Origin of the sequence: Gordonia sp. NPDC062954 (assembly GCF_044543825.1) — a bacterium.
Taxonomy (GTDB): Bacteria; Actinomycetota; Actinomycetes; order Mycobacteriales; family Mycobacteriaceae; genus Gordonia; species Gordonia tangerina.
Map to the genome: position 1 here is coordinate 1 of NZ_JBITWL010000012.1, position 23,310 is coordinate 23,310.

The following is a 23,310-nucleotide window of genomic DNA, read 5'->3' on the forward strand; positions in this document are numbered from 1 at the left end:
TCACGGTCCACGTGATCACGCAGCCGGCCCGACTGCCCGCAGGCCGGGCAGACGTTGCCAGGCGCCAGCAGTTCGCAAAACAGGTGCGTGCGGTCGGCGGCGTCGATAGCGGCGTCGGTGATCGACACCCCCAACTCGATGGTGCGGCAAATCGTGTCAGCAATCGCGCTACGCTGCGTCATGGGTCCTGTCGGTGTGCGGTTGTTTGTGTAGGAGCTTTCACCCTTACACCGCAGGACCCACCTACCTCTCCAGGCACACCGCCCACATCACGCGATCTTCCTCACCCCACATCTTGTGGTCGCCAGAACCTGTTTCACGCACCGTCAATCAGGAAGAGCCAGATTGCTCTATCACGCGGTCTCGCGCGAGTGAAGATCGTGACGGCACGGTACGGCGCAGTTCGCGGCTCTCTGGGACACTGTGCTGTCGTGACGCCACAGCCGCTGAGCAAACGCCACACCCTGCCGGCCGCATCCCCGTCCTCGGCGACGTGACCTCGGTCGATCGCCACAAGCCCACCCAGCACGAGACCGAATTGACCCGCGAACTGGGACCGATCTTTCAACGCCTGCTGTTGGGTGAGCGGCTGATCGTGGTCGGCGGCGCGAAACTCGCCAATCAGACCCTCGACGAACGAAACTGGGGCCGAGCACTCGTCGGGCCTCTGGCAAAGCTGCGGGAGGTGGCCGGCGCCGGCCTGTTCACGGCGAAGACGAAGGACCCGCTGTGGGGTCAGGCCCGGCGCATCCTCACACCGGGTTTCTCCCAGACTGCGATGCGGACCTATCACGATGCGATGGCCAGCGTTGCAGTCGACCTGTCGGCCCAATGGGAGAAGGAACCTACGGTCGATGTGCATCAGGACATGACCGCCACCACTCTCGAGGTGATCGGCCGAGCCGGGTTCTCCCAACGGATGGGCTTGCTGGGCGACACCGGCCAGGCAGTGACGGGCACAGAGGAGTTCCTCGAGGCGCTCGGCCGCGCACTAACTTGGGCGAGCGAGTCGACCAACGATCTACCCATCATCGGCCCGATCCGGGAGATGCTCAGTGCCCCCGGCCGCCACCGCGACGTGGCGACCGCCCGCCGATATGTGGAAACCATCATCGAGGACAGGCAGCGGGCGGGCGACATCGACACCACCGACCTGCTCGGGCTCATGCTGAGCACTCCCGACCCGAAGACCGGTGCCAGCCTGCCGCTGGACAACGTGCGCGATCAGGTGTCCTATCCCTTGCCGCGCAACGGGACCCGGAGGTATGGGGCGACGACGCCGACACCTTCCGAGCCGACCGGTTCGTCGGCGAGCGGCTCACCGCCAGCTCGGACAAGTACTTCGCGCCATGGGGAACCGGCCCGCGCTCGTGTATCGGCCGCCAATTCGCGTTGCACGAGACGACGTTGCTCATCGCTGCGCTCATCTCGCGGTTCCGGCTGCACCTGGCGGACCCCGCCACGCAACTGTCCATGCGTGAACGGGCCACGCTGCGACCCGAGCCGTTCACCATCGTCGCGACGCGGCGGCGGTGACGGGAAGTACGCGGTTTGACCTGGCTTCTGTTCGGCCGCGTGCAACGTTGGCGTCGAAGCGTAAGCGCTGCAGTTCTTCTCGGGCAATGTGCCGGGGCGGATTCTGCTGTTCGAGTCGTTCACCCGACGCACGAGCAGCGCTTGGGAGCACGCTTGTCACGTTCGGCGGGCTGGTCCGCCCTTTGGCCGTCTCGGACCGGTGGGGCACAGCCAAGGACAAAGCCGCAGTCCCAAGGAACTGCGGCTTCGTATTCTTACTTGCGGTTTCCCGCTCGTGGTGGGCGAAGGGGGACTTGAACCCCCACGTCCCGAAGGACACTGGCACCTGAAGCCAGCGCGTCTGCCATTCCGCCACTCGCCCGTGGCTGTCTGCGTGAGACCCGAGAACGATAGCAAGGTGGGCGGGGCGGAAGCAAAACGCGTCGCGTGAGGACCCAGCCGACGGAAACCAGCGCCCAGTCGACGGGGCGCCCTTCGTGTCACTCGCAAGCTCGCTCCTCAGGGACCAACGACCGCTCGCGAGCTCGCCGGCGCGTACCCACTCAACGGAAAACAGCGCCCAGTCGACGGGAAATGGCGCCCACTCGACGGGGTTTGTGGACGTGGATGTATCGGTTCGTGATCGGAAATACACCCGTATGCGCTGGTCAGCGACGGTACGGCAGGTAGGGTGAACAGCACGACGTCGCTGTTGCTGATGTTGCGAACGTTGCTGCATTGACGTCGACCCAGGCTAAATGGTCAGAATCGGTATCATCTATCAAGGCCATACGCACGGCGACACGCCACGACCGTGTGCAGCAAGCCGCGAAGGGAGGGTCGCCGGTGGGTATTTTGCAGCGTATCGAACGCAAGCTGGAGGGCGCGGTCGACGACAGCTTCGCGCGTGTCTTCGGCGGTCAGGTCGCACCGCAGGAGATCGAGAACGGACTACAGCGCGAGGCGCAGGAGGGTCTGCGCGATCTCGGTGACGGCGCGATCCTGGCCCCCAACAGCTATCGATTGCAGTTCAGTTCCACCGACTTCAAGCACGTGGCGGCCGAGTACGAACTGAACCGCAAGACCTTCTCCAAGCACCTCGAGAACTTCATCTCCGACAACGGCTGGCAAACCTACGGCCGGGTCGTCGTAGAGTTCGACGAGTCCCCGTCATTGCATACCGGTATCTTCCGTGCCCACGGATCGGTGAATCCGGATGCCCGACCCAGACCGATGTCGCCCGGCCGACAAGATCCACCCGCAGCGCAGGCACCGTCGGCGCCGCACGCACCCCAGGCAGAGCAGCACCCCGAAAGTGCACATCGACAAGTAGGAGCCCCACAGATGACCAACAACCCCGGATATGACCAGCGCAGGGGGACCGACCCGGCGTATGACCAGGGTGGCCAGCAGGGTGGCTACGACTACCAGCAGGCCGGCGGCTACCCCCAGGGTTACGGCCAGCAAGGCTACGCCGACCAGGGATACGCACAGCAGGGCTACGGACAGCCCGGATATGACCAGGGCTATCAGCAGGGCTACGACCCGGCCTACGCCCAGCAGGGCGGCTACGACCAGGCCTACGCCGACCAGAACTACGGCCAGGGCTACGCCGACCAGGCCTACGCCCAGCCCGGCTACGAGCAGGGCTACCAGCAGGGTGGTTACGACCAGGGTGGCTACCAGCAGGCCTACGACTACCAGCCGGGTGACTACCAGCAGCAGGGCTACGGTCAGCCCGCCTACGGCTACGGCCAGGGCGGTTACGACCAGGGCTACGGCCGGCCGGGGTACGCGCCCGCGGCGATCACCCTGCTTCTCGAGGACGGCAGCAACCGCACCTTCCAGCTGCGGGAGGGCTCCAACATCATCGGTCGCGGCCAGGACGCCCAGTTCCGGCTGCCCGACACCGGCGTGTCGCGCCGGCATGTGGAGATCCGCTGGGACGGCTCCGTGGCGATGCTGACGGATCTGAACTCCACCAACGGCACCACGGTCAACGACCTGCAGGTCAGCAGCTGGGAACTCGCCGACGGTGACCGTATCCGCGTGGGCCACTCCGACATCACTGTCCGGTTCCAGTAGTCACCACGCATTCACCCGGTCGCTCACCAGGCGACCGGGCGTTGATACTGAACTGTCACATCTCAATGCAGGCGAAAACTCAGTCTGCCCATAAGATGCAGTCGGGTCCGTTTGTACGACCGGCGCCCGGGGTGGAACGCGTGGGCCGAGAAGTGATGGCGCTGGAGGTGAACACTTAGATGCAGGGCTTGGTGCTGCAGCTGACCCGAATCGGGTTCTTGCTGCTGCTCTGGCTGTTCGTGTACGCCGTCATCCGAACCCTGCGCGCCGACATCGCGTCTGCCGGCGGCAGCCGCTTGGCGCGTTACACGCGCGGCGACAAAAGGGATCGGTCGAGCGCGCGCACGGCCCGCGGCTCCGCGCGGTACCTGGTGGTGACCCAGGGCGCGCTGGCCAACACCCGGATCACGCTGGGCACCCAACCGGTGCTGCTCGGACGCGCCGACGACTCGACGCTGGTCCTCACCGACGACTACGCATCCGAACGGCACGCGCGCCTGTCGCGACGCGGCGACGACTGGTACGTCGAAGACCTCGGCTCCACCAACGGCACCTACCTGGACCGCTCCAAGGTCACCACCGCGGTGCGGGTTCCGCTGAGCACGCCGATCAGGATCGGCAAGACCGTGATCGAGTTGCGCCCGTGACCCTGGTACTCCGCTACATCGCGCGAAGCGACCGTGGGCTGGTCCGCTCGAACAACGAGGACTCCGTGTACGCCGGTGCCCGGCTGCTGGCGCTCGCCGACGGCATGGGCGGTCACGCGGCCGGGGAGGTCGCCAGCCAGCTGGTGATCCAGGCGCTGCGCAGCCTCGACGACGACGAGCCCGGCGGCGATCTGCTGGCCCAGCTCGATCGCGCCACCCACAACGGCAACGCGGCCATCGCCGCCCAAGTGGAGCACTCCCCCGAACTCGAGGGCATGGGCACCACCCTCACCGCGATCCTGTTCGCGGGCAGCCGTATCGGCCTGTGCCACATCGGTGACTCCCGCGGCTACCTGTACCGCGACGACCAGCTCACCCAAATCACCCGCGACGACACGTTCGTGCAGACCCTCGTCGACGAGGGCCGCATCACCGCCGAACAGGCCCACACTCACCCGCAGCGTTCGCTGATCATGCGGGCGCTCACCGGTCAGGAGGTGGAGCCGACGCTGACCATCCGGGAAGCCCGCGCCGGCGACCGCTACCTGCTGTGCAGCGACGGCCTGTCCGACGTGGTGAGCGAGGAGACCCTCGCCGACACCCTCGGATCCATCACCGACTACAAGGAGTGCGCCGACCGGCTCATCGAACTGGCGCTGCGTGGTGGCGGTCCCGACAATGTGACCGTCATCGTCGCCGACGTCGTCGACACCGAGTACGGCGATTCGCGACCCATCGTCGGCGGCGCCGCCGGTGGCGACGACGAGGGCTACACGCCCAACCCGGCAACCGCGGCCGGACGCGCAGCCGCCCTGCGACCACCGGCCGAGAAACCGCAACGTCCCACCATCATGGCCGACGACGATCAAGCACCGCCGCACCGACCGTGGCGCCGTTGGGTGTTCGCCGGGACCGCGGTGGCCGTGATCGCACTCATCATTGTGGGTGCGTTCATCACCCGGGCGATGGTGCGCAACAGCTACTACGTGGGCGCCGAGAACAACGAGGTGGTGATCTTCCAGGGCTCGCCGGACAAGGTGCTGTTCCTCGACCTCAGTTCAGCCAACCAATCAGTGTGCGTGACCGGTCTCGACCAGGAACAGCCGCAGGTGGAGTTCGTCGAATACGACACCTCCGACACCTGCACGCCGTTGCAGACATCGGATCTGGCCGAACTCGATCGCAACGCCGTCGAGGGCAAGTCGATCCGCAACATGCCGCTGTCCGACGCCGAGGACCGCGTCGAGGCGCTCAACTTCCTGCCGCTGTGCCCGGAACCGCTGCCCGAGCCCACCCCGACACCCGCGCCGGTGCCCGGTCAGCCGGCCCCTCGGCCCTCCCCGACACCCGCCACCCCACCGGCCCCATCGCCGGCGTCGTCCACGCCCGCCTCGACCACGTCGTCGTCGCTGGCACCCCAATACGACAATGACGGCAACAAGATCTGCCGGGGCCACTAGATGAGTCAACCGTCCGCGACCGTTCACGCTCCGCCGCGCCAACCTCCCGAACAGACCGGCCGCACCGCCGAGATGCTGCTCCTCGGATTCGCCATCGGCCTGGTGACCGTGGCGCTGCTCATCGTGCAGTCCGCCCAGGAACAGAGCCTCACCTGGGATCTGGCCAAATACGTGGCCGCCTACACGGTGCTGTTCGGCGTCGCGCACCTGGTGGTGCGGCGCTACGCCCCGCACGCCGATCCGCTGCTACTGCCGGTGGTCGCGGTGCTCAACGGCCTCGGGCTGGTGCTGATCCACCGAGTCGACCTGGGGACCGGACCCACCGGTGAATCCATCAACGACTCCGACGTCACCCACAACGCCGACCAGCAATTGCTGTGGGCGGTGCTGGGCATCATCGCGTTCTCGGCGGTGCTGATCCTGGTGCGCGACCACCGCACCCTGTCGCGCTACGCCTATACGCTGGGCCTGGGTGGCCTTGTGCTGCTGATCATCCCGGCGATCCTGCCGTCGTCGATGTCGGAGATCAACGGGTCGAAGAACTGGATCATCCTGCCGTTCTTCTCGATTCAGCCCAGCGAGTTCGCGAAGATCCTGATCATCATCTTCACCGCGGCGTTCCTGGTGTCCAAGCGTGATCTGTTCACCACCGCGGGAAAGCACTTCCTCGGTATGGATTTCCCCCGCGCCCGCGATCTGGGACCGCTGCTGGCGGCGTGGTTCGTGTCGATCGCGGTGCTGGCCTATTCGTCGGATCTGGGCAGCTCGCTGCTGATCTTCTCCACCGTGCTGACGATGGTGTACGTGGCCACCGAGCGTGCCAGCTGGCTGGTGCTGGGCATCACGCTGTTCGTGATCGGCGCGTTGATCGCCTACCAGCTCTTCGGCCATCTGCAGGTGCGGGTGGAGGTCTGGCGGGATCCGTTCAGCGACTTCGACGGCTCCGGCTACCAGATCGGGCAGAGCCTGTTCGGTCTGGCCACCGGCGGCCTGTTCGGGACCGGCCTCGGCTCGGGCCGGCCCAACATCGTGCCGTTCGCCAACACCGACTTCATCATCGCCACCGTCGGTGAGGAACTCGGACTCACCGGGCTGGCCGCGATCCTGATGCTGTATCTCATCTTCGTGATGCGCGGCCTGCGCACCGGCATCGCGGTGCGCGACAGCTTCGGCAAGCTGCTCGCGACCGGCCTGTCGTTCACCATCGCGGTGCAGATCTTCGTGGTGGTCGGCGGCGTCACCAAGCTGATCCCGCTGACCGGTCTGACCACCCCGTTCCTGTCCTATGGCGGGTCGTCGCTGCTGGCCAATTACATTCTGGTGGCGTTGCTCATCCGGATCTCCAACGCCGCCCGCGAACCCGACCCGACGCGTCGGCGCCCGCCACCCAAGAGCATCGACTCGCTGCCCACCCAGGCGGTGCGCCGATGAACAAACCGATCCAACGGGTGTCCATCGCGGTGATCGTGATGGTGGTGGCCCTGCTGGCCAATGCCACCTACGTGCAGGTGTTCAAGGCCGACGCGCTGCGGTCGGACCCGCGCAACAACCGAGTGCTGCTCGACGAGTACTCGCGGCAACGCGGCGCGATCACCGCCGACGGAGGTTCGGTGGTCGCGGTCTCGGTGCCCACCGACAGCCGACTGAAGTTCCTGCGCACCTACCCGCCCAACGGCGCCGACGCGTTCGCGCCGGTGACCGGTTATTACTCGTTCCAGTACGGCAGTTCCGGGCTCGAGTTGTACGAGAACTCGATCCTCAACGGCAACGACGACCGGCTGTTCGGGCAGCGGTTCATGGACATGTTCTCCGGCCGCGACCCGCGCGGCGGCAACGTCGTCAGCACCGTGATGCCACGCCTGCAGCGGGTGGCCTACGACGGCCTGCGCAACGGCTGCCAGGGCGGCTGCCGTGGCGCGGTGGTGGCGTTGCAGCCCAACACCGGCAAGATCCTCGCGATGGCGTCGTCGCCGAGCTACGACCCCAACAAGCTGGCCAGCCACGACCAGGATGTGCGCGAACGCAGCTGGGCAGCATGGAACCAGCCCGGCGACATCAACAACCCGATGCTCAACCGCGCCGTCAACCAGCTCTACCCGCCGGGTTCGACGTTCAAGGTGATCACCAGTGCCGCCGCGTTGCGCGACGGGGTGACCCCCGATGTGCGGCTGACCGCGGCTCCCCAGATCACCCTGCCCGACACGGCGACGTCGCTGAGCAACTACGGCGGCCAGACGTGCCCCGGGTCGTCGGGCGGAACCGTGTCGCTCACGCAGGCGTTCGAGTACTCCTGCAACACGGCATTCGTCGACCTGACGACGACCAAGATGAAGGATCCGATCACCGTGTTCACTGAGACGGCGAATCGTTTCGGCCTCGATGAGGAACAGCCCGACACCCCACTGCCGGTATCGGAGTCCACCGTCGGCGCGATTCCCGACCTGGCCGCGCTCGGCCAGGCGTCGATCGGGCAGCGCGACGTGCGGGTGACGCCGATGCAGATGGCGATGGTCGCCGCGACGGTCGCCAATGGCGGCGTCCGGATGCAGCCCTACCTGGTGGACAAGCTCCAGGCCGCCGATCTGCGTACTCTGCAGACGACACAACCGACCACGATCAACGAGCCGATCAGCTCCGATCAGGCGGCGACGCTGACATCGATGATGATCGACTCCGAACGCAACACCGCCGGCGCCGGCGGTCCGGTGTCGATCGCATCGAAGACCGGTACGGCCGAGCACTCCGCGACCTCCGACGTGGAATCGGAGACGCCGTACTCCTGGTACATCGCCTTCGGGCCGTCGGCGAACGCACAGGTCGCGGTGGCGGTTGTGGTGGAGAACGGTGACCTCGGTCCCGCCTCCACCGGCGGCGCGGTGGCCGCGCCGATCGGACGAGCTGTGATCAACGCGCTGGTGGGAGGTGCAAGCTGATGACATTGCAGAGCGGCACCACCATCGCCGACCGCTACCGGCTGATGCGTCTCATCGCCACCGGTGGCATGGGCCAGGTCTGGGAGGCTCTCGACGCCCGGCTCAATCGGCGGGTGGCGGTGAAGGTACTCAAGGCCGAGTACACCCACGACCCCGAGTTCACCGCACGGTTTCGGACAGAGGCACAGACCACCGCCAAGCTGAACCACCCGGGCATCGCCAACGTCTTCGACTACGGCGAGACACCCGATCGTGGCGGCGGTGAACCGCTGGCGTACCTGGTGATGGAGCTGGTCGACGGCGAACCACTCAACTCGGTGATCTCGCGGATGGGCCGCTTGTCGCTGAACAACACCCTGGACATGCTCGAGCAGACCGGTCGGGCGTTGCAGGCCGCGCACACGCAGAATCTGGTACACCGCGACGTCAAGCCTGGGAACATCCTCATCACCCCGACCGGGCAGGTGAAGATCACCGACTTCGGTATCGCCAAGGCCGTCGATTCGGCGCCGGTCACCCAGACGGGCATGGTGATGGGCACCGCCCAGTACATCTCGCCCGAGCAGGCCACCGGCGACGAAGCGACCGCCGCGTCGGACGTCTACTCGCTCGGTGTGGTCGGCTACGAGGCGCTGACCGGCCGCCGACCGTTCCTCGGTGACGGCGCGATCACCGTCGCCATGAAACACATCCGCGAGACGCCGCCGCCGCTGCCCAACGCGGTACCGGCCAATGTGCGCGAGCTGATCGACACCACGATGGCCAAGGACCCGAGGCAGCGGTATGCCAACGGTGGCGAGTTCGCCGACGCGGTGGCCGCGGTACGTGCCGGGCATCGTCCGCCGCGACCGGGTGCCATCGCCGGTGCTGCCGCGGCCGGAGCGGCCGGTGGGGCCGCTGCTGCGGCGGCCATGCGGCCGTCGGCGACCCGCGCGATGACCGGGTCGTCGACGCAACCGGCGACGGCGCGGACCTCGAGCCGCCCGCCCAGTCGACCGATGCCACCGGCCGACGACAACGGTTGGACGACCGGGCAGAAGGTGCTCGCCGGGGTGGCCGGCGCGTTGCTGGTCGCCGCGCTGGTGTTGATCGGCTACTGGCTGTTGAACATGAACTCGTCGTCGCCAGGGGTGCCCGCGACGTCGTCGACAACCACGGTGACCGAGACCACCACGGCGGTCCCGGAGACCACCGAAGAGCAGGTGGAGCCCGAACCGACCACTACGACACGTGAGCGGCCCACCACAACCGCCGAGACCACCACCGAGGAGACCACCACCGAGCCACCGCCCGCGCCGGACACCGCAGACACCACGGACCCGGGCGCGCCGACCGCAGAGAACCCGGTGTTTCCGACCTTCACGATCCCCGGCCTGTCGGGTCGATGAGGTGACGATAATGGTTGGGGTGTCGATGGGGATGGCAGCACACGAGCGGGTACCGCTCGGCCGCGGCCGGACTGTGAGCTGCGAAAGATGGTGAGCGCAACGTGATGTCGACGCCGCACCATCTGTCTGATCGGTACGAACTCGGCGAGACGCTCGGGTTCGGTGGCATGTCGGAGGTGCATTTCGCGCGGGATCTCCGTTTGCATCGCGATGTCGCGATCAAAGTGCTACGCGCCGACCTGGCACGTGATCCCACGTTCTATCTGCGGTTCCGACGTGAGGCGCAGAACGCGGCGAAACTGAACCATCCGACGATCGTGCAGGTCTTCGACACCGGTGAGGCCGAGACCGAAGACGGTCCGCTGCCGTTCATCGTGATGGAGTACGTTGACGGCGACACGCTGCGCGACGTCCTGCGGTCCAACGGGCCGGTCTCGCCCCGCCAGGCGATGACGTGGATGGCCGATGTGGCCGCGGCGATGGATTTCTCGCACCGCAACGGCATCGTGCACCGCGACATGAAGCCGGCGAACGTGATGATCGACAAGGCCGGCGCGGTGAAGGTGATGGACTTCGGCATCGCCCGCGCGATGAGCGACACCACCTCGACGATGACGCAGACGTCGGCGGTGATGGGCACCGCGCAGTACCTGTCCCCCGAACAGGCCCGCGGCATCAAGGTCGATCCGCGCAGCGACATCTACTCGATGGGCTGCGTGCTGTTCGAACTGCTCACCGGCGAACCTCCGTTCACCGGTGACTCCCCGGTCGCCGTCGCCCACCAGCACGTACACGAGGACCCGGCGTGGCCGTCGTCGATTCGCGAGGAGATCCCGCCGGCACTCGACTCGGTGGTGCTCAAGGCGATGAGCAAGAACCCGGCGAACCGGTATCAGTCGGCCGCCGACCTGCGATCGGATCTGATCAAGGTGCTCGCCGGGGGTCGGCCGTCGGCGCCGATGCTGATGTCGGATGCCGACCGCACCGAGTTCATCGACAGCACCGCGCGACGGTCCCTGACCGACTCCGGACCCCGTCGTGCGGTCAGCGGCGGCTCGCATCGCCGTGAGGACGACACCGGCGACGTCGATCCGCCGGTGCGACGACGGCGCCTCGGGCTGATCGTCGGGACGGCGGTGGCCGCGGTGATCGCACTGGTGGCCGGTCTGCTGCTGTGGTCCCCGTGGGGTTCGGACACCGCCGCCCAGATCCCGGTGCCCGCGGTGGTCGGCAAGACGTCGGCGGAGGCCCGCGACAGTCTCGAGGCCGCCGGGTTCACCGTTCAAGAACTCGAAGAGCCGAGCCTGGAGGTGGCGGCCGGTTCGGCCACCCGATCCACGCCCGCAGAGAACGTGCTGGCCGCCGAGGGCTCCGAGATCACCCTTTACATCTCGACCGGTCCGCAGCGTCACCAGATGCCCGACCTGCGTGGACAGACCCCCGACGAGGCGACCGAGGCCTTGCGGGTGCTCGGATTCTCCAACGTCAGGACCGACCGGGTGGATTCGACCGGCGAACTGAAAGACAAGGTCGTCGGCACCACCCCGCCGGTGGGGGCCGAGGCGCCCGTCAACGGCGCGGTCGTGGTGCACGTGGGTAACGGTCCCAAGGAGATCACCGTGCCCGATGTGACCGGGCAAACCGAAGACGAAGCGCGCACCGTGCTCGAACAGGTCGGTCTGCAGGTGGTCAGTGTGGCCGGCGATTCCGAACTCCCGGCCGGGCAGGTGGTGAGCAGTTCGCCGTCGGCCGGTGAGACGGTGGAGCAGGGCACGACCGTGCAGATCGTGGTGTCGCGCGGCAATATGTTCGTGATGCCCAACCTGCGCGGTCAGACCCTACAGCAGGTCCGCGCCAGCCTGGCCGACGCCGGTTGGGGGGACGGGACGCTGAACCGGACCGATCGCAATGTGCCCATCACCAGCCCCGACAACGACAAGGTGCTCAGCCAGACCCCCGCTCCCGGCTCGCGGGTGCGCAAGGGCGGCTCAGTTTCGGTGGTGATCGGTCAGGCGAGTCTGCTGCCGGGCTGAGCCGCAGCGGAGCCTCAGCCGATCGCGGCGGCCATCTCCGATTCCAGAACGGCGACGCGAGATTCGGGGATGTCGATGCCGCAGACGGCCAACCAGTTGGCCAGCATGCGGTGTCCGCCCTGGGTGAGCACACTCTCCGGGTGGAATTGCACGCCGTGGATGGGGAGCTCGCGGTGGGCCATCGCCATCACGATGCCCGACTCGGTCCGGCCGGTGACGATCAGTTCGTCGGGAATCGTGTCGGGCACCACGGTCAGCGAGTGATACCGGGTCGCGGTGAACGGGCTGGGGAGTCCGGCCAGTACGCCCACGTCGTCATGGATCACCTGCGAGGTCTTGCCGTGCAGGAGTTCGGGAGCGCGGTCCACGGTGCCGCCGAACGCCGCTCCGATGGCCTGGTGACCCAGGCAGACACCCAGCAGCGGCATCCCGGACTTCCGGGCCACACCGACCAGTGGGATGGTGGCCCCGGCGCGCTGCGGGGTGCCTGGGCCCGGGCTCAGCAACACGCCGTCGAAACCCTCGACCGCGGCCGCCGGATCGGCCAACTGTGGATCGTCGTTGCGCCACACGACGGCTTCCACACCAAGCTGGCCCAGATACTGGACGAGGTTGTAGACGAAGCTGTCGTAGTTGTCGATGACGAGGATGCGACCGGCTGACGACCCCGACCCCTCGTGCACAGGCGGCTGATTCACTCCGTCAGGCTACCTTGGGCGACCCGGCGGCAGTCCATCGGATTTGCGCCGCCCCGCGGTGGCCGTACGCGACGTTGCCGGGTCGGCGACCTGGTGAGATACCGTAGAGACACACCTTTGCGAGCGGCGGACCCACTGTCAGGGAGTCATCCCGGTACCGTCGCGACCGACCGACAGCCCGATGAGCTGTTCAGCACTACAGAGGAAGTCATGCCGAAGTCAAAAGTCCGGAAGAAGACCGATTACACCATCAACCCGGCAAGTCGGACGCCGGTGAAGGTGAAGGCGGGTCCCTCCAGCAACATCTACGTCTGGATCATGCTCGGCCTCATGTTGATCGGGCTCGCCTGGCTGATCGTGTTCTATCTCGTCGCCACCCCATCGGCGCTGGGCGCCGAAGGCAAGGCACTGCACTGGATGTACGAGCTGGGTCCGTGGAACTTTCTGATCGGATTCGCCCTGATGGTGGTGGGTTTGCTGATGACCATGCGGTGGCGTTGACGCGTGCGGGAAACGGACGCTCGATCCGTCCACAGCACCTACTCACATGTGTGTAATTCATCCACACTGTGGAAACCACATGTGTGTAAGTCATCCCCACTGTGAGTAAAGCCTGTGGATAACTCGGCCCATCTATCCACACATCAATGGGCCACCCCTCGGCCGGCCGCGGTCGCGCTGGGCATCGGTGGTGTGATCCTGTTGGTGGCGGCGGTCTGGGCAGCCGGAGACCCGGCCGGTCTGGTGCTGATGGGCACCGCCGGACTACTGCTGTTGGGATTCTCCGGCTACGCGCTGCTCATCCGCCCGCGGCTGGCGGTGATCACCGCGCCCGACGGCCGACCGGCGATTCTGGTGCGCACCATCGGCGGCGCGCACACCTATCCGCGAGACCGGATCGATCGGATTCGGTTGCTCGACTTCCGCCGTATCGGCCGTCGGACCGGCCAACTGGAGTTCGATTTCCTGCAGCACGATGCGCCGACAACCGCCTCGGCGGATGACGCGCTGCGCGACGACACCCGCCTGGTGGTATTCAGCCGGTGGGATCTGGGTGCCGACCTCGGCGCGGTCGCCGAGGACCTGCGCCGGGCCGGCTTCGTGGTCGACGACCAACGCGCCTGATCCCCGGCCGCCGCGGCAAGTTCAGCCGACGAAGACGCGGATCCCGGTGTATGACATCGCGACCACGACACTGACGGCCAACGCCAGTACCAACAGGGCGGCGATGACGATCCACCCGATCCGGGAGGCAGCGGCCGCCGATCGACGCTCGGGCGACAGCAACCATCGGGGTGCGAAGATGATGCCCGCGGTGGCGGCCGCGCCGAACAGCAGACCACCGACGTGGGCCAGCAACGAAATGCCCGGAATGGTGATCGACAGGACCAGGTTCAGCACGATGATGGAGATGACCGGTGTCGGGGACACCCGGGCTCTGAGGACCACGATGAGGACCGCACCCATCAGGCCGTAGATGGCTCCCGACGCCCCGGCGTTGATCGAGATGTCGGGCCCGAACGCCATCACCGCGGCACTACCGCCCAGCAGCGAGGTGACATACACCCCGAGATAGCGCGGGATGCCGATGGCGATCTCGAGGTCACGGCCGAGAATGAACAGCGAGATCATGTTCACCGCGACATGGGTGATCGAGAAATGCAGGAACCCTGCGGTGAACAGTCGCCAGTACTCGCCGTCGGCGACCAAGGGTTTCACCAGCGCGAGGTCGACGAACAGCCGCGAGTTCAGCATGTCGAAACCGCCGGCCTGCAGCGCACACAGCGCGAAGATGACCAGGTTGATCGCGATCAGCGTGTAGGTCGCGTACGGCCGGGAGGCCACCGGACCGGCCACCATGGGTCGGATGCCGCGATCACCGAACGTCGGGGCGGCCACGTTGCGTTGGACACCGTCGTTGCGCAGACATTCCACGCAGTGCTGTCCGACGGCGGCCGGTCGGAGGCATTCGGGGCAAGCCGGTCGCCCGCACCTGCTACACGACAGGCCGGTGGGACGATCGGGGTGCCGAAAGCACACCGCAGGCGGACCTGCGGTGTACTGCGGACCGGGGTACTGCGGGCCGGTCAGTTGATTTCGATCTTCTCGATGACGACCTCGTCGAGCGGGCGGTCGGCACGATCGGTCGACGTGGTGGCGATGGCGTCGACGACCTGCTGCGACGCCGGGTCGCTGACCTCACCGAAGATGGTGTGGCGACGGTTGAGGTGCGGGGTGGGGCCCACGGTGATGAAGAACTGCGAGCCGTTGGTGCCCGGTCCGGCGTTGGCCATGGCCAGCAGATATGGGCGATCGAACTGCAGCTCGGGGTGGAATTCGTCGGCGAACTGGTAGCCGGGCCCGCCGCGGCCGGTGCCGGTGGGATCGCCGCCCTGGATCATGAAGCCCTCGATGACGCGGTGGAACACCGAGCCGTCGTAGAACGGGCCGCTGTCGCCGCCGGAGGCGTTCGGCTGGCTGTAGTCCTTGGAGCCGTCGGCGAGGCCGGTGAAGTTCGCGACCGTCTTGGGTGCGTGATTGCCGAACAGTTCGACAACGATGTCGCCGCGATTGGTGTGCAGGGTCGCGGTCTGCTTCTGAGTAGTCACATCACCATCCAACCACTTTCCGCGACGAGGGGTTCCCGGCCGGTTACCGCGGGTCACACGCCCCGATCGCAACACACCCGAGATGACAGGCGACCCGAGCGACTGGCACGCTGGTGGGCATGTCGAACAAGTACGTGTGGGCGGGCGTGTCGAGTGCTGCTGCGCTGATCGCCACAGCGGTCACCGTCGGCGTCGTGCGCCGCTCCCGCCGGGAGCCGCCACCGATTTCGGCCACCGTGCCCCGCGTAGAGGATCTGCGCACAGTCACCGACGGCGGGGACCCGGATTCCGCGGCATCGTGATCACATGGCGGTCCTGACGAGCGTGCCGGCCGGGCCCCCCGCGGCGCCGATGGGTGTCTGCACGGTCACCGACCGAACAGCGGCGACGCGGAAACGGTAATTTGGAACAGTGACCTCCGACGACACCTCGCGTCCGAACTCTGATCCGGGCGCCCCCCGGAGCAGCGCGGACGCCGACGGCGACGCCTCTGCGAACACCCCGGTGTCGGCGCCCTGGGAGCGGCCGCCGACGGCACCCGTCACGTCGTCGGGATCAGCCCCAGCGCATGTCACGCCGCCACGCGGCCCGAATTCGCCACCGCAGAACCGTCCCAGTCCGCGGCCGCCGCAGTCGGGTGGTCCGCAGTCGGGTGGTCCGCAGTCGGGTGGTCCGCAGTCGGGTGGTCCGCAGGGTCCGGCTCGACCGGCGCCGCCACGCGGTCCGGGCGCACCGGGTCCTGGACCCGGCGGACGTCCGGGACCGCAGCGTGGTCCGGCCAATGGCATCCCGCCGTGGTCCACCGGTCCGGGCGGGCGCAACACTTCGCCTCCGATGCGGGGCGGCCCGCCACCGCCTGGCTATCGCCCGCCGCCCGGTCGACGCCCCCCGCCCCCCGGCGCGCCTGGAGGTCCGCGGCCCGGGCCGCCGAATGCGGGTGCCCCGGCTCGGCCGTACGGAGCCCTGCCGCGTCCCAGCGGCAATTCACCCGGTGTCTTGCCTCCGGGTGATCTGCCCACCCGAACGGTGTCGGTTCCGACCACCGCCGACGACCCGGTCACCGCCCGCGTCACGCGGGACCCGGAATCCGCCGCCGAGACCGAAGTCCGTCCGTCCGCGCCGGCCACGGAGTCCGACGACTTCCGGCCGCTGCACGGACCTGCCGCCGCAACCGCCGCGGCGACGGCGGTCGGCACCGAGGGTTCGGAGCCGACCAAGCCTCCGCAGGCGTACTCCAGCATCAGCATCGACGACGACAAACGCCCGGAGGAACAGGTGCCCACGCGAAATCAGCCGACCCGAACAGGGCGATCGGCGAAGCCGCGTGGCACCAACCGAACAGCGATCTGGGCGCTGGTCCTCTCGATCCTGGGTATCACCTCACCCGTCGGGCTCTACCTCGGTTACCGTGCGCGGACGCAGATCGCGCGAACCCGCGAACTGGGCGAACCGTTTGCGCGCGTGGCGATCTGGATCGGCTGGCTGTACCTGGTGGTGATCGTTCTGGGGCTACTCACGTACTTCTGGATCGCCGGTCAGGGGTCTTAGGACCGCCGTGCGGCTGTTCGCGTTGTCAGCGGGTGTCGCCTATCGACGCACTGTGGCCGCGGCCAGGTCGTGGATCGACTGCCGCGTCGCGGGTGAGAATCCCTGTTGCGCAGCGTTGTCGAGGGCCGTGCCGGCTCCCAGCACGGGTTCGTAGTCGAGGCCGATCACGCCGGCCACCTCACCGGTGACGGCGTCGGTGAGCATTCCGGTCAGCGCCTGGTGGTTCAACGTCGGTACCTGGCAACAGATCACCACGATCGTGCGGCGCAGAACCCCGGCGTGCTCCCACTCCGAGAACACCTCGCGGGAGCGGTTGAGCAGATCGGGTCGCGGGCCGACCACCAGAACGGGTGTGACATCGGCCAGGTCCGGCGAGCACAACTCGGGTAGCGCGGTCAGCGGCCGAGCTCCCGCATCGACCACCGGTACCGCGCCGAAACGCCACGTGTGCAGCACGACGTCGGTGATCGCGGCCTCCGGCGCGGGCAACAGTCCGGTGCCGGCCGCGGTCCGCAGCAGCGCCTCGTCGCCGGTGGCCCGCAACCGCTGATGAACGTCGCCGTCGTTGCCGGCGGCATCCACCCACCACGACGCGCCACTGAGAGTCGTGCTCGCGCGATATTCGGCCAGCAGCGCGGAGATGACCGACGTGCCCACTCCCCCGGCGGTGCCGCAGACGACCACGCTGCGTTCGCTGTTCGACGGTGGCGGGATGGGACCACCGTGTCCCTGCATGTCCTCGGTCATCGTCTCTTCCGAACTGTGTCTGGTCGAATCCGTGTTCCCGGCCGGATCCCTCACCGCGTTCGCGACTGAGGCCCGCCCCGCGGCAGGCCACAGTCAGTGTAGGCATACGCCTGCGACCACTCAGGCCTGCGGCGCGGCCTCCTGCGGCCAGGCGACATACAGATCCGGGTTGGCGTTCTGCGCCTGGTCGGTGCGCTGCTTGGTGGCCTGCTGAGCCGACTTCTCGGCCTGTGGCCCGGCGACACCGAGCAACCCGTACGGTGCCAACGCCTGCTCGACCGTCCAGTTCGCCTCCATACCGTTGATAGACGCATGGACGTCGCCGCGGGAGTTCACCACATACGAGACCGACGGCAGGCCGGCCTTCTGCGCGTCTTCAGGTGCCAATTCCAGCTCGAACTGGTTGGCGTCGGGATTGGGCAGCGGCTCGGCATCCGGGCGGCCCTGCTTCCACGGTTCGTCCGGGTTCGCGCCGGGGTCGCCGGCCCCGAGGGCGTAAGCGAGTGCGCCGCCGGCGGTTCCGCCGATGAGGGCGCCGGTGGCCGCACCTGCGGCCGCGCCCGCGGCGGCACCCACTCCGAGACCGATGCCGGCGCCGGCGGCTGCGCCGAGGCCGACGATGCCGCCGCCTGTAGGACCGATGAGGTATGGAAAGACCACCGCGTTGTAGATCGCGCCGACCGCTGCACCCACCGGAAGTCCCACGGCTGCACCGGCAATGCCTCCCGGAACCGCGCCGACCGCAGCACCCGCGGTACCACCCAGCGCCACACCGATAATGGTCGATGCCGCCTGCCGGGTGGCCTCGTCCTCGGGTACACCGATCGAGATGAGCCCCTGCGCGATCTTCGCCTCACCGTAGGCGGCCCACGCGTTGATGGAGTTGACGTCCTTATCCGACATGCCTTCCGGGATGTCGGTGATGTAATTGCCGACACGGATCTTGTCCGGTGGCGGTGCGATCGGGCGGACCGGCGCAACGGGTTTCGGCGCGGTCAACGGTCCCTGCGGCACCGGGTTGTAGGCGTCCTCGTACGTCGGGGCCGTGTAGGTGCTGGGCTCGACGTAGGGCTGGTACGGCGCCTCCTGCGGCGGCCCAGGGATGGTGCCGGGTCCGGGCACGTTGACCGGGGCGACGTCGGGCGTCGGCGTGGTGCCGCCCTGTTGCGGAGCCGGCTCGGCTTCGGGGGTGGTGCCGCCCTGCTGCGGGGCGGTGTCGCTCGGGCTGGTGCCACCCTGGTGCGGAACGGCGTTGGCCATACCTGCGGCGAAGCCGGTCGCGATCGACGCGGCCAGTGCGGCCGAGGTCATCGTCATCAGCACCGGGGACCGTCGGTCTTCTTCGGCGCGGTGTCGGCCCCTCCGCTTGGGTGGATTCGCCATCGTCGTGTGAGTCCTCTCGTGTTTCGTGGGCTGGTGGTGTGTGGCCGCGTGGTCACGCGCTGCGGCGATGTCTGTTGCGGGCTATTCCTCGCTGGTGATCGACGCGATGAACACCTTGCCGTCGGTGCGGATGGTCTTGATCGTCTGGCGGTAGACGATGGGTTCGGCATCGGGGCCGGGTGGCGTCTCGGTCAACACCACCGCGTAGGTCCCGGCACCTTCGTCGGTGATCGACAGGCAGTGCGTCGTTCCCTCGGGCACCTCGTCGATGAAGGTCTGCAGTGCATCCTCACGTGCGACCGCGTTGGGTGCCGCGACAGCACGTGCCTGGCGAGCTGAGCGATCAACGTAATAGGCGTGATTGAAGGCCTTGATCGCGCCCGCGCCGGTCTGCTGATCGCCCGCGTCATCACCTGTGGTGACCGCCCCATCCGACAGCGACGGGCAGGGGTCTGCGGCGGTTGCATCCGAGACGTCCGCAGGCGAACTGGCGGTGGCGTCGGCCTGCGTCGCGGTCGAGTCATCACCGCCCTGACCGGCCAGCAGTCCGATCGACACCGCAGCCACCACGACCAGCCCGACCACCGTGGCAGCCGCACCGATCAGCGCGGTCCGGTGCGTGCGCACGAAACCAGGCTGTCCGTCCTTGGTCTTGGCCCTCGTGGAGCGCACCCGCATCTGTTCGAAGGGATCGTCGTCGTCCGATGCGGTCGGAATGAATTCGGGCTCGGAGAAGTCGGCGGCGGTGTCAGCAGGGGCGTCGAACCCGTAGGTGGCCGCCGCGGGTCGATATGAGTCCGGCTCCGGTGACGTGTGCTGCGGGATAGGAGCGCCGGCGCCCACCAGCCGAGCCTCTGCAAGATGACGAGCCAGCTCACGTGCCGGAGCGCCTCCGCCCGCCGGCCAGGCCGGGACATCGTCAAACCAATCCGATCGATCGCCCGTCATCGGCGACTCCCGAAGCCTGCCGGGTGCTGGATGCGAGATCCACGTAGCGTAGATGGCGCGCGGTGGCACCGCGCCACCACATTACGACGTGCATTGCTGCTGACACCGCGCATCCAGAATTCACCCCCCGACGAAACTGTGCAGCACCTTACCGAATGGCGAACCGTTCGCCGCCGTGCGCATCACTTCTCGCGCGGATTGTGCCACGGCTTAGCTGCCGGTTTGGCTTCGAAAAGTCGTTCTTGGCAACGGACACACCAATATTCATTCGTCTGGAGGACACCTAACGCACGTCAGTGTGATACGGGTCACGGCCGGAGGGTACCGGTGATCAGGGAACCCACATACGAGCTTCTGACCCGTACGACTGAACCTGACCGGACTGGCGTCCGACGCCGTACGTGCCGACTCCGATGATCGCCGGGCCTGAACCGGGCTCGAGGATTCGGCTCACACGTTGACCGGGTTTGCGGCCGAAAGACATCGGAATGCGTGTCGTCTTGTAGAAGTGTTTAGGACTGATCTCCGTCATCACGAGAGTGACGCGACAGTGCGGATTTCGAGCCCAGCCCGGACCGTCACCGGTGAATCCATGGGACGTCACGGTCGTGCGTACGTGCCCGGGCTTCCCGGCGGGAGCACTGAAGCTGACGTGCAACGCTCCTCGACAGTAGGCGTGGTCACCGAATGTCCCGAAGTGTCTCCAGCGATGGTCCAGAACATCGGAATCGGTGTATCGGCCGATGCCGTCCCCGCACCGGCAAATGACAGCACCCCGAACGCGGCGACCAGAACGGAGACAAGAGCTTTACGCATGACCAAACGACCCCCATCGAATTGACTGCAACCTGTCGAACTTAATACACGCTGAGCACGTGCCCACAATTGAGTCGGCTACGTGAACGACAGACAGGCACTGGCACAAGGGATTCGGCCCGCGCACCCGGATCATCGTCAGCATGTCGCTCAACAGATACCTGGGGTGGTTCGCGCTCACTTATCTCGGCGCGGGCCTCGTCTTGGCGTTCATCGGAACGTTTCTCGACATCGGGTCCGGAGCGTCGGCGATCGTCCCGATGATCGCCGCGATGAGTGCCGGCGATCGATTCGTTCGCGACCACGGTCGTATTCCGACGAGCTCTGAGAAGTGGGCTCTCGTCAACGCATCGTTCGCGATCGCGGTCGTGCTCACCGCCGTCACGATCCTGGCCATGGTGCTCACGGCGCCTGATGCGCCGCTGGCGATCGTCGACGCCGTGGGATGGGTGCTCACCGTTGTCTTGCTGATCGCCGGTCTGCTGGTGACCTACGGGCTCATCTGGTTCGGATATGGCTGGTTGACCTCGCGCACGCTGCGCAATCGCACCAAGCGCGTTCAGCAGCCGTCGTGACGAGCGGGTCGGGCAGATGCCCCGACTCGCAGACTTTGGAGGTGGATGACTTCGAGTGATCACTACACGATGAGTGAGATGGGGCATGTTTGGAATTGGTCCTCACCAGCAATGGGCACAGGCCTCCTGGCCGGCGGCACACTCCTTTGCCATCTCTGGCGCACCCCTGCAGCCGTGGGCGCGTCAAACTTCTTAAAAGTTATGACTCCATGAGTACTCTGGCTAGTCTATTCCATACTTATGCATAATTGGTCCATGGAGTCACGCGCACTGATCGCAGGCGGAGAGACCTTCACGACCGAGTTCAAACGCTCCGACATCAGCGCCAAGGACCTCACCAAGGCGGTCGCGTGCTTGGCGAATGGAGAGGGAGGAGTGCTGCTGATCGGAGTTGACGACGACGGCACCGTTGTCGGCGCTTCACCTCGCCATGGACAGGTGACCAATCCTGAACGCGTCGCGGCATACATCCAAGCCAACACCGAACCCGCCCTCGCCGTCGGTGTCCACCTCGAGACAATCGACGGCCACGAGGTCATACGCATCGACGTGCCCCGCGCAGACCCGGGACCCGTCGGGACGAAGTTGGGCGTCTTCACCAAACGGGTATTGAAGTCGACAGGTCAACCCGAGTGCGCACCAATGACGGCTCACGAGATCGTCAGCATGGGCATGGTGACCCGCGGACAGGACTTCGCGGCGTCCATCGCAAGAGACGCCAGCATGGATGATCTCGATCCCCTCGAGTTCGACCGCTTCCGGCGGCTGTGCCAAGAAGCCGGCGACGAGCTCGCTGACCTATCGGATGATGACGTGTTGCGCGCTCTTGGCCTCGTGCCGATCGCCGCGCCGGTGAGTATCGGTGCCGTCCTGCTGTTCGGAACCGACGCAGCACTGCAACGGTGGGTCCCCAACGCAGAAGTGCTCTTCCAGGATGCTCGATCCGGACACCAATCGACAAACATCAGAATCGCCGAGCCCCTCCTCGGTACAGCCGAGCGTCTTCGTGAACTGATCGACGCCCGCAACACAGTCACCGAACTGATGGCCGGGCTCTATCGAATTGAGATTCCACTCATCCCCTCGATCACGCGCCGGGAAGCAGTGGCCAACGCACTTGTACACCGTGACTATGCGGCCGTGGGTCCCATACGCGTCCAACTGAACGACAGCTCATTTGTGGTCGCCAACCCCGGAGGGTTTCCTCCCGGCGTCACCACCCAGAACATCCTTGACCAGTCACGGCCCCGCAGCCCCATTCTCGCCGCCGCATTCAAGCGTGCGGGCTTGGTCGAGCGACGAGGCAAGGGAGTCAACGACATGTTCGAACAGCAACTGCGCGCAGGCCGCGACGCACCTGACTACTCGCACAGCACCAGCGAATCAGTAGTCGTCACCGTCCCTCTCGGCAACGCCGACCTCGATCTCGTCCGGTTCCTCCTCACCTGGGAGAGCGATCACCAGGAGCCACTCAGTCTCGACGAACTGCGGATCGTTCACGAAGTGAAGACTTCCGGTTCGGCGACAAGTTTCGAAGTGGCAGGCGACCTGAATCTCATCTCGGCCATTGTGAAATCGAGTCTTGGCCATTTGGTCGAATGCGGGATTCTCGAATCTCGTGGAGTCGGTCGAAGTCGCAAATACCATCTCACCGCGCGGTTCTATGATCTCGCCCAAGATCGCAACGCCTACGTGCGTGTCAAGGGAATTGATCCCCTCCAGCAGGAGCGAATGATCCTCGACTACGCAGACGCCTACGGTTCCATCACCCGCGGCCAAGCCGCCGAGTTATGCCAGACGACCCCGACCCAGGCGAGATCAGTCCTGAAACGCTTGGTGGAGGACGGCCGACTACGCCTGACAGGGGAACGCCGCGGCGCGCGATACGTGCCTAGAGAATAGACCCGAGAGAAGGGTCGTTGGTC

General features: G+C 66.7%; 21 protein-coding genes, 1 tRNA gene and 2 pseudogenes. 15 read left to right on the forward strand and 9 right to left on the reverse strand.

Translation table 11 applies throughout. From position 1 onward, the window contains the following. Positions 1 to 182: pseudogene (locus ACIGKQ_RS13140) on the reverse strand (ISL3 family transposase); the annotation flags it as partial. A 311-nt stretch (positions 183 to 493) separates the two neighbouring features. Here ACIGKQ_RS13140 and ACIGKQ_RS13145 point away from each other — a divergent pair. Next, a pseudogene (locus ACIGKQ_RS13145) lies at positions 494 to 1,171 on the forward strand (cytochrome P450); the annotation flags it as partial. After that, positions 1,096 to 1,536, forward strand: a complete 441-nt coding sequence (locus ACIGKQ_RS13150; protein WP_396574054.1) for a cytochrome P450 — start codon at positions 1,096 to 1,098, stop codon at positions 1,534 to 1,536. The pseudogene ACIGKQ_RS13145 and the gene ACIGKQ_RS13150, both read left to right, overlap by 76 nt. A gap of 275 nt (positions 1,537 to 1,811) precedes the next feature. Here the strand turns inward: ACIGKQ_RS13150 and ACIGKQ_RS13155 are convergent. Further along, positions 1,812 to 1,897: transfer RNA gene (locus tag ACIGKQ_RS13155), tRNA-Leu, on the reverse strand. A gap of 464 nt (positions 1,898 to 2,361) precedes the next feature. On the opposite strand from ACIGKQ_RS13155, the gene ACIGKQ_RS13160 reads away from it, so the two are divergent. From ACIGKQ_RS13160 to pknB, 7 genes are all read left to right on the forward strand, one after another. After that, positions 2,362 to 3,600, forward strand: a complete 1,239-nt coding sequence (locus tag ACIGKQ_RS13160; protein ID WP_266061916.1) for a DUF3662 and FHA domain-containing protein — start codon at positions 2,362 to 2,364, stop codon at positions 3,598 to 3,600. 179 nt (positions 3,601 to 3,779) lie between these two features. Further along, the gene (locus ACIGKQ_RS13165; RefSeq protein ID WP_235721503.1) at positions 3,780 to 4,247 is read left to right on the forward strand and encodes an FHA domain-containing protein; all 468 of its coding nucleotides are present in this window, start codon (positions 3,780 to 3,782) and stop codon (positions 4,245 to 4,247) included. Next, positions 4,244 to 5,707 carry a PP2C family serine/threonine-protein phosphatase gene (locus ACIGKQ_RS13170; RefSeq protein ID WP_235721502.1) on the forward strand — a complete coding sequence of 488 codons (1,464 nt, stop codon included), beginning with the start codon at positions 4,244 to 4,246 and terminating at the stop codon, positions 5,705 to 5,707. Before ACIGKQ_RS13165 ends, ACIGKQ_RS13170 begins: the two co-directional genes overlap by 4 nt. Continuing rightward, the gene (locus ACIGKQ_RS13175) at positions 5,708 to 7,138 is read left to right on the forward strand and encodes an FtsW/RodA/SpoVE family cell cycle protein (RefSeq protein WP_235721501.1); all 1,431 of its coding nucleotides are present in this window, start codon (positions 5,708 to 5,710) and stop codon (positions 7,136 to 7,138) included. Next, the gene (locus tag ACIGKQ_RS13180; RefSeq protein ID WP_235721500.1) at positions 7,135 to 8,640 is read left to right on the forward strand and encodes a penicillin-binding transpeptidase domain-containing protein; all 1,506 of its coding nucleotides are present in this window, start codon (positions 7,135 to 7,137) and stop codon (positions 8,638 to 8,640) included. Before ACIGKQ_RS13175 ends, ACIGKQ_RS13180 begins: the two co-directional genes overlap by 4 nt. Continuing rightward, positions 8,640 to 10,028, forward strand: a complete 1,389-nt coding sequence (locus ACIGKQ_RS13185) for a protein kinase (protein ID WP_396573983.1) — start codon at positions 8,640 to 8,642, stop codon at positions 10,026 to 10,028. The genes ACIGKQ_RS13180 and ACIGKQ_RS13185 overlap by 1 nt, the downstream gene beginning before the upstream one ends. A gap of 104 nt (positions 10,029 to 10,132) precedes the next feature. Next, positions 10,133 to 12,061: a Stk1 family PASTA domain-containing Ser/Thr kinase gene (gene pknB / locus ACIGKQ_RS13190; protein ID WP_266061911.1), complete on the forward strand. Its 1,929-nt coding sequence runs from the start codon at positions 10,133 to 10,135 to the stop codon at positions 12,059 to 12,061. Between the two features lie 14 nt (positions 12,062 to 12,075). On the opposite strand, the gene ACIGKQ_RS13195 is transcribed toward pknB, so the two are convergent. Next, a complete protein-coding gene (locus tag ACIGKQ_RS13195) occupies positions 12,076 to 12,759 on the reverse strand; it encodes an aminodeoxychorismate/anthranilate synthase component II (protein WP_287016095.1) in 684 nt (227 codons plus the stop codon). A gap of 210 nt (positions 12,760 to 12,969) precedes the next feature. On the opposite strand from ACIGKQ_RS13195, the gene crgA reads away from it, so the two are divergent. Next, positions 12,970 to 13,260, forward strand: a complete 291-nt coding sequence (gene crgA / locus ACIGKQ_RS13200) for a cell division protein CrgA (protein WP_235721496.1) — start codon at positions 12,970 to 12,972, stop codon at positions 13,258 to 13,260. Positions 13,261 to 13,374: 114 nt separating this feature from the next. Continuing rightward, positions 13,375 to 13,884, forward strand: coding sequence for a PH domain-containing protein (locus ACIGKQ_RS13205; protein WP_396573985.1), 510 nt, complete (start codon positions 13,375 to 13,377; stop codon positions 13,882 to 13,884). 21 nt (positions 13,885 to 13,905) lie between these two features. Here ACIGKQ_RS13205 and ACIGKQ_RS13210 read toward each other — a convergent pair whose 3' ends face one another. Both ACIGKQ_RS13210 and ACIGKQ_RS13215 read right to left on the reverse strand, forming a co-directional pair. Next, on the reverse strand, positions 13,906 to 14,850 hold the full coding sequence (locus tag ACIGKQ_RS13210) for a rhomboid family intramembrane serine protease (RefSeq protein ID WP_372474946.1): 945 nt from the start codon (positions 14,848 to 14,850) through the stop codon (positions 13,906 to 13,908). Then, positions 14,847 to 15,368, reverse strand: a complete 522-nt coding sequence (locus tag ACIGKQ_RS13215) for a peptidylprolyl isomerase (RefSeq protein WP_235721493.1) — start codon at positions 15,366 to 15,368, stop codon at positions 14,847 to 14,849. The genes ACIGKQ_RS13210 and ACIGKQ_RS13215 overlap by 4 nt, the downstream gene beginning before the upstream one ends. 119 nt (positions 15,369 to 15,487) lie before the next feature. On the opposite strand from ACIGKQ_RS13215, the gene ACIGKQ_RS13220 reads away from it, so the two are divergent. Continuing rightward, the gene (locus ACIGKQ_RS13220) at positions 15,488 to 15,670 is read left to right on the forward strand and encodes a hypothetical protein (protein ID WP_235721492.1); all 183 of its coding nucleotides are present in this window, start codon (positions 15,488 to 15,490) and stop codon (positions 15,668 to 15,670) included. Here ACIGKQ_RS13220 and ACIGKQ_RS13225 read toward each other — a convergent pair whose 3' ends face one another. Beyond that, a complete protein-coding gene (locus tag ACIGKQ_RS13225) occupies positions 15,671 to 15,943 on the reverse strand; it encodes a hypothetical protein (protein ID WP_287016093.1) in 273 nt (90 codons plus the stop codon). A 421-nt stretch (positions 15,944 to 16,364) separates the two neighbouring features. On the opposite strand from ACIGKQ_RS13225, the gene ACIGKQ_RS13230 reads away from it, so the two are divergent. Beyond that, complete coding sequence (locus ACIGKQ_RS13230) at positions 16,365 to 16,916, forward strand: DUF4190 domain-containing protein (protein WP_287016092.1); 552 nt, start codon at positions 16,365 to 16,367, stop codon at positions 16,914 to 16,916. A gap of 39 nt (positions 16,917 to 16,955) precedes the next feature. On the opposite strand, the gene ACIGKQ_RS13235 is transcribed toward ACIGKQ_RS13230, so the two are convergent. The 3 genes from ACIGKQ_RS13235 to ACIGKQ_RS13245 all read right to left on the reverse strand — a co-directional run bounded on the left by ACIGKQ_RS13235 (position 16,956) and on the right by ACIGKQ_RS13245 (position 19,994). Next, positions 16,956 to 17,663 carry a hypothetical protein gene (locus ACIGKQ_RS13235; RefSeq protein WP_287016091.1) on the reverse strand — a complete coding sequence of 236 codons (708 nt, stop codon included), beginning with the start codon at positions 17,661 to 17,663 and terminating at the stop codon, positions 16,956 to 16,958. 120 nt (positions 17,664 to 17,783) lie between these two features. Continuing rightward, positions 17,784 to 19,046, reverse strand: a complete 1,263-nt coding sequence (locus tag ACIGKQ_RS13240; protein ID WP_266061900.1) for a hypothetical protein — start codon at positions 19,044 to 19,046, stop codon at positions 17,784 to 17,786. Positions 19,047 to 19,127: 81 nt separating this feature from the next. Continuing rightward, the gene (locus ACIGKQ_RS13245) at positions 19,128 to 19,994 is read right to left on the reverse strand and encodes a hypothetical protein (protein ID WP_287016090.1); all 867 of its coding nucleotides are present in this window, start codon (positions 19,992 to 19,994) and stop codon (positions 19,128 to 19,130) included. Positions 19,995 to 20,953: 959 nt separating this feature from the next. Here ACIGKQ_RS13245 and ACIGKQ_RS13250 point away from each other — a divergent pair. Beyond that, positions 20,954 to 21,385 carry an ABZJ_00895 family protein gene (locus tag ACIGKQ_RS13250; protein ID WP_396573989.1) on the forward strand — a complete coding sequence of 144 codons (432 nt, stop codon included), beginning with the start codon at positions 20,954 to 20,956 and terminating at the stop codon, positions 21,383 to 21,385. A gap of 255 nt (positions 21,386 to 21,640) precedes the next feature. Then, entirely contained in the window at positions 21,641 to 23,287 is a 1,647-nt protein-coding gene (locus ACIGKQ_RS13255) for an RNA-binding domain-containing protein (RefSeq protein WP_235721485.1), read from the forward strand. Positions 23,288 to 23,310: the final 23 nt, after the last annotated feature.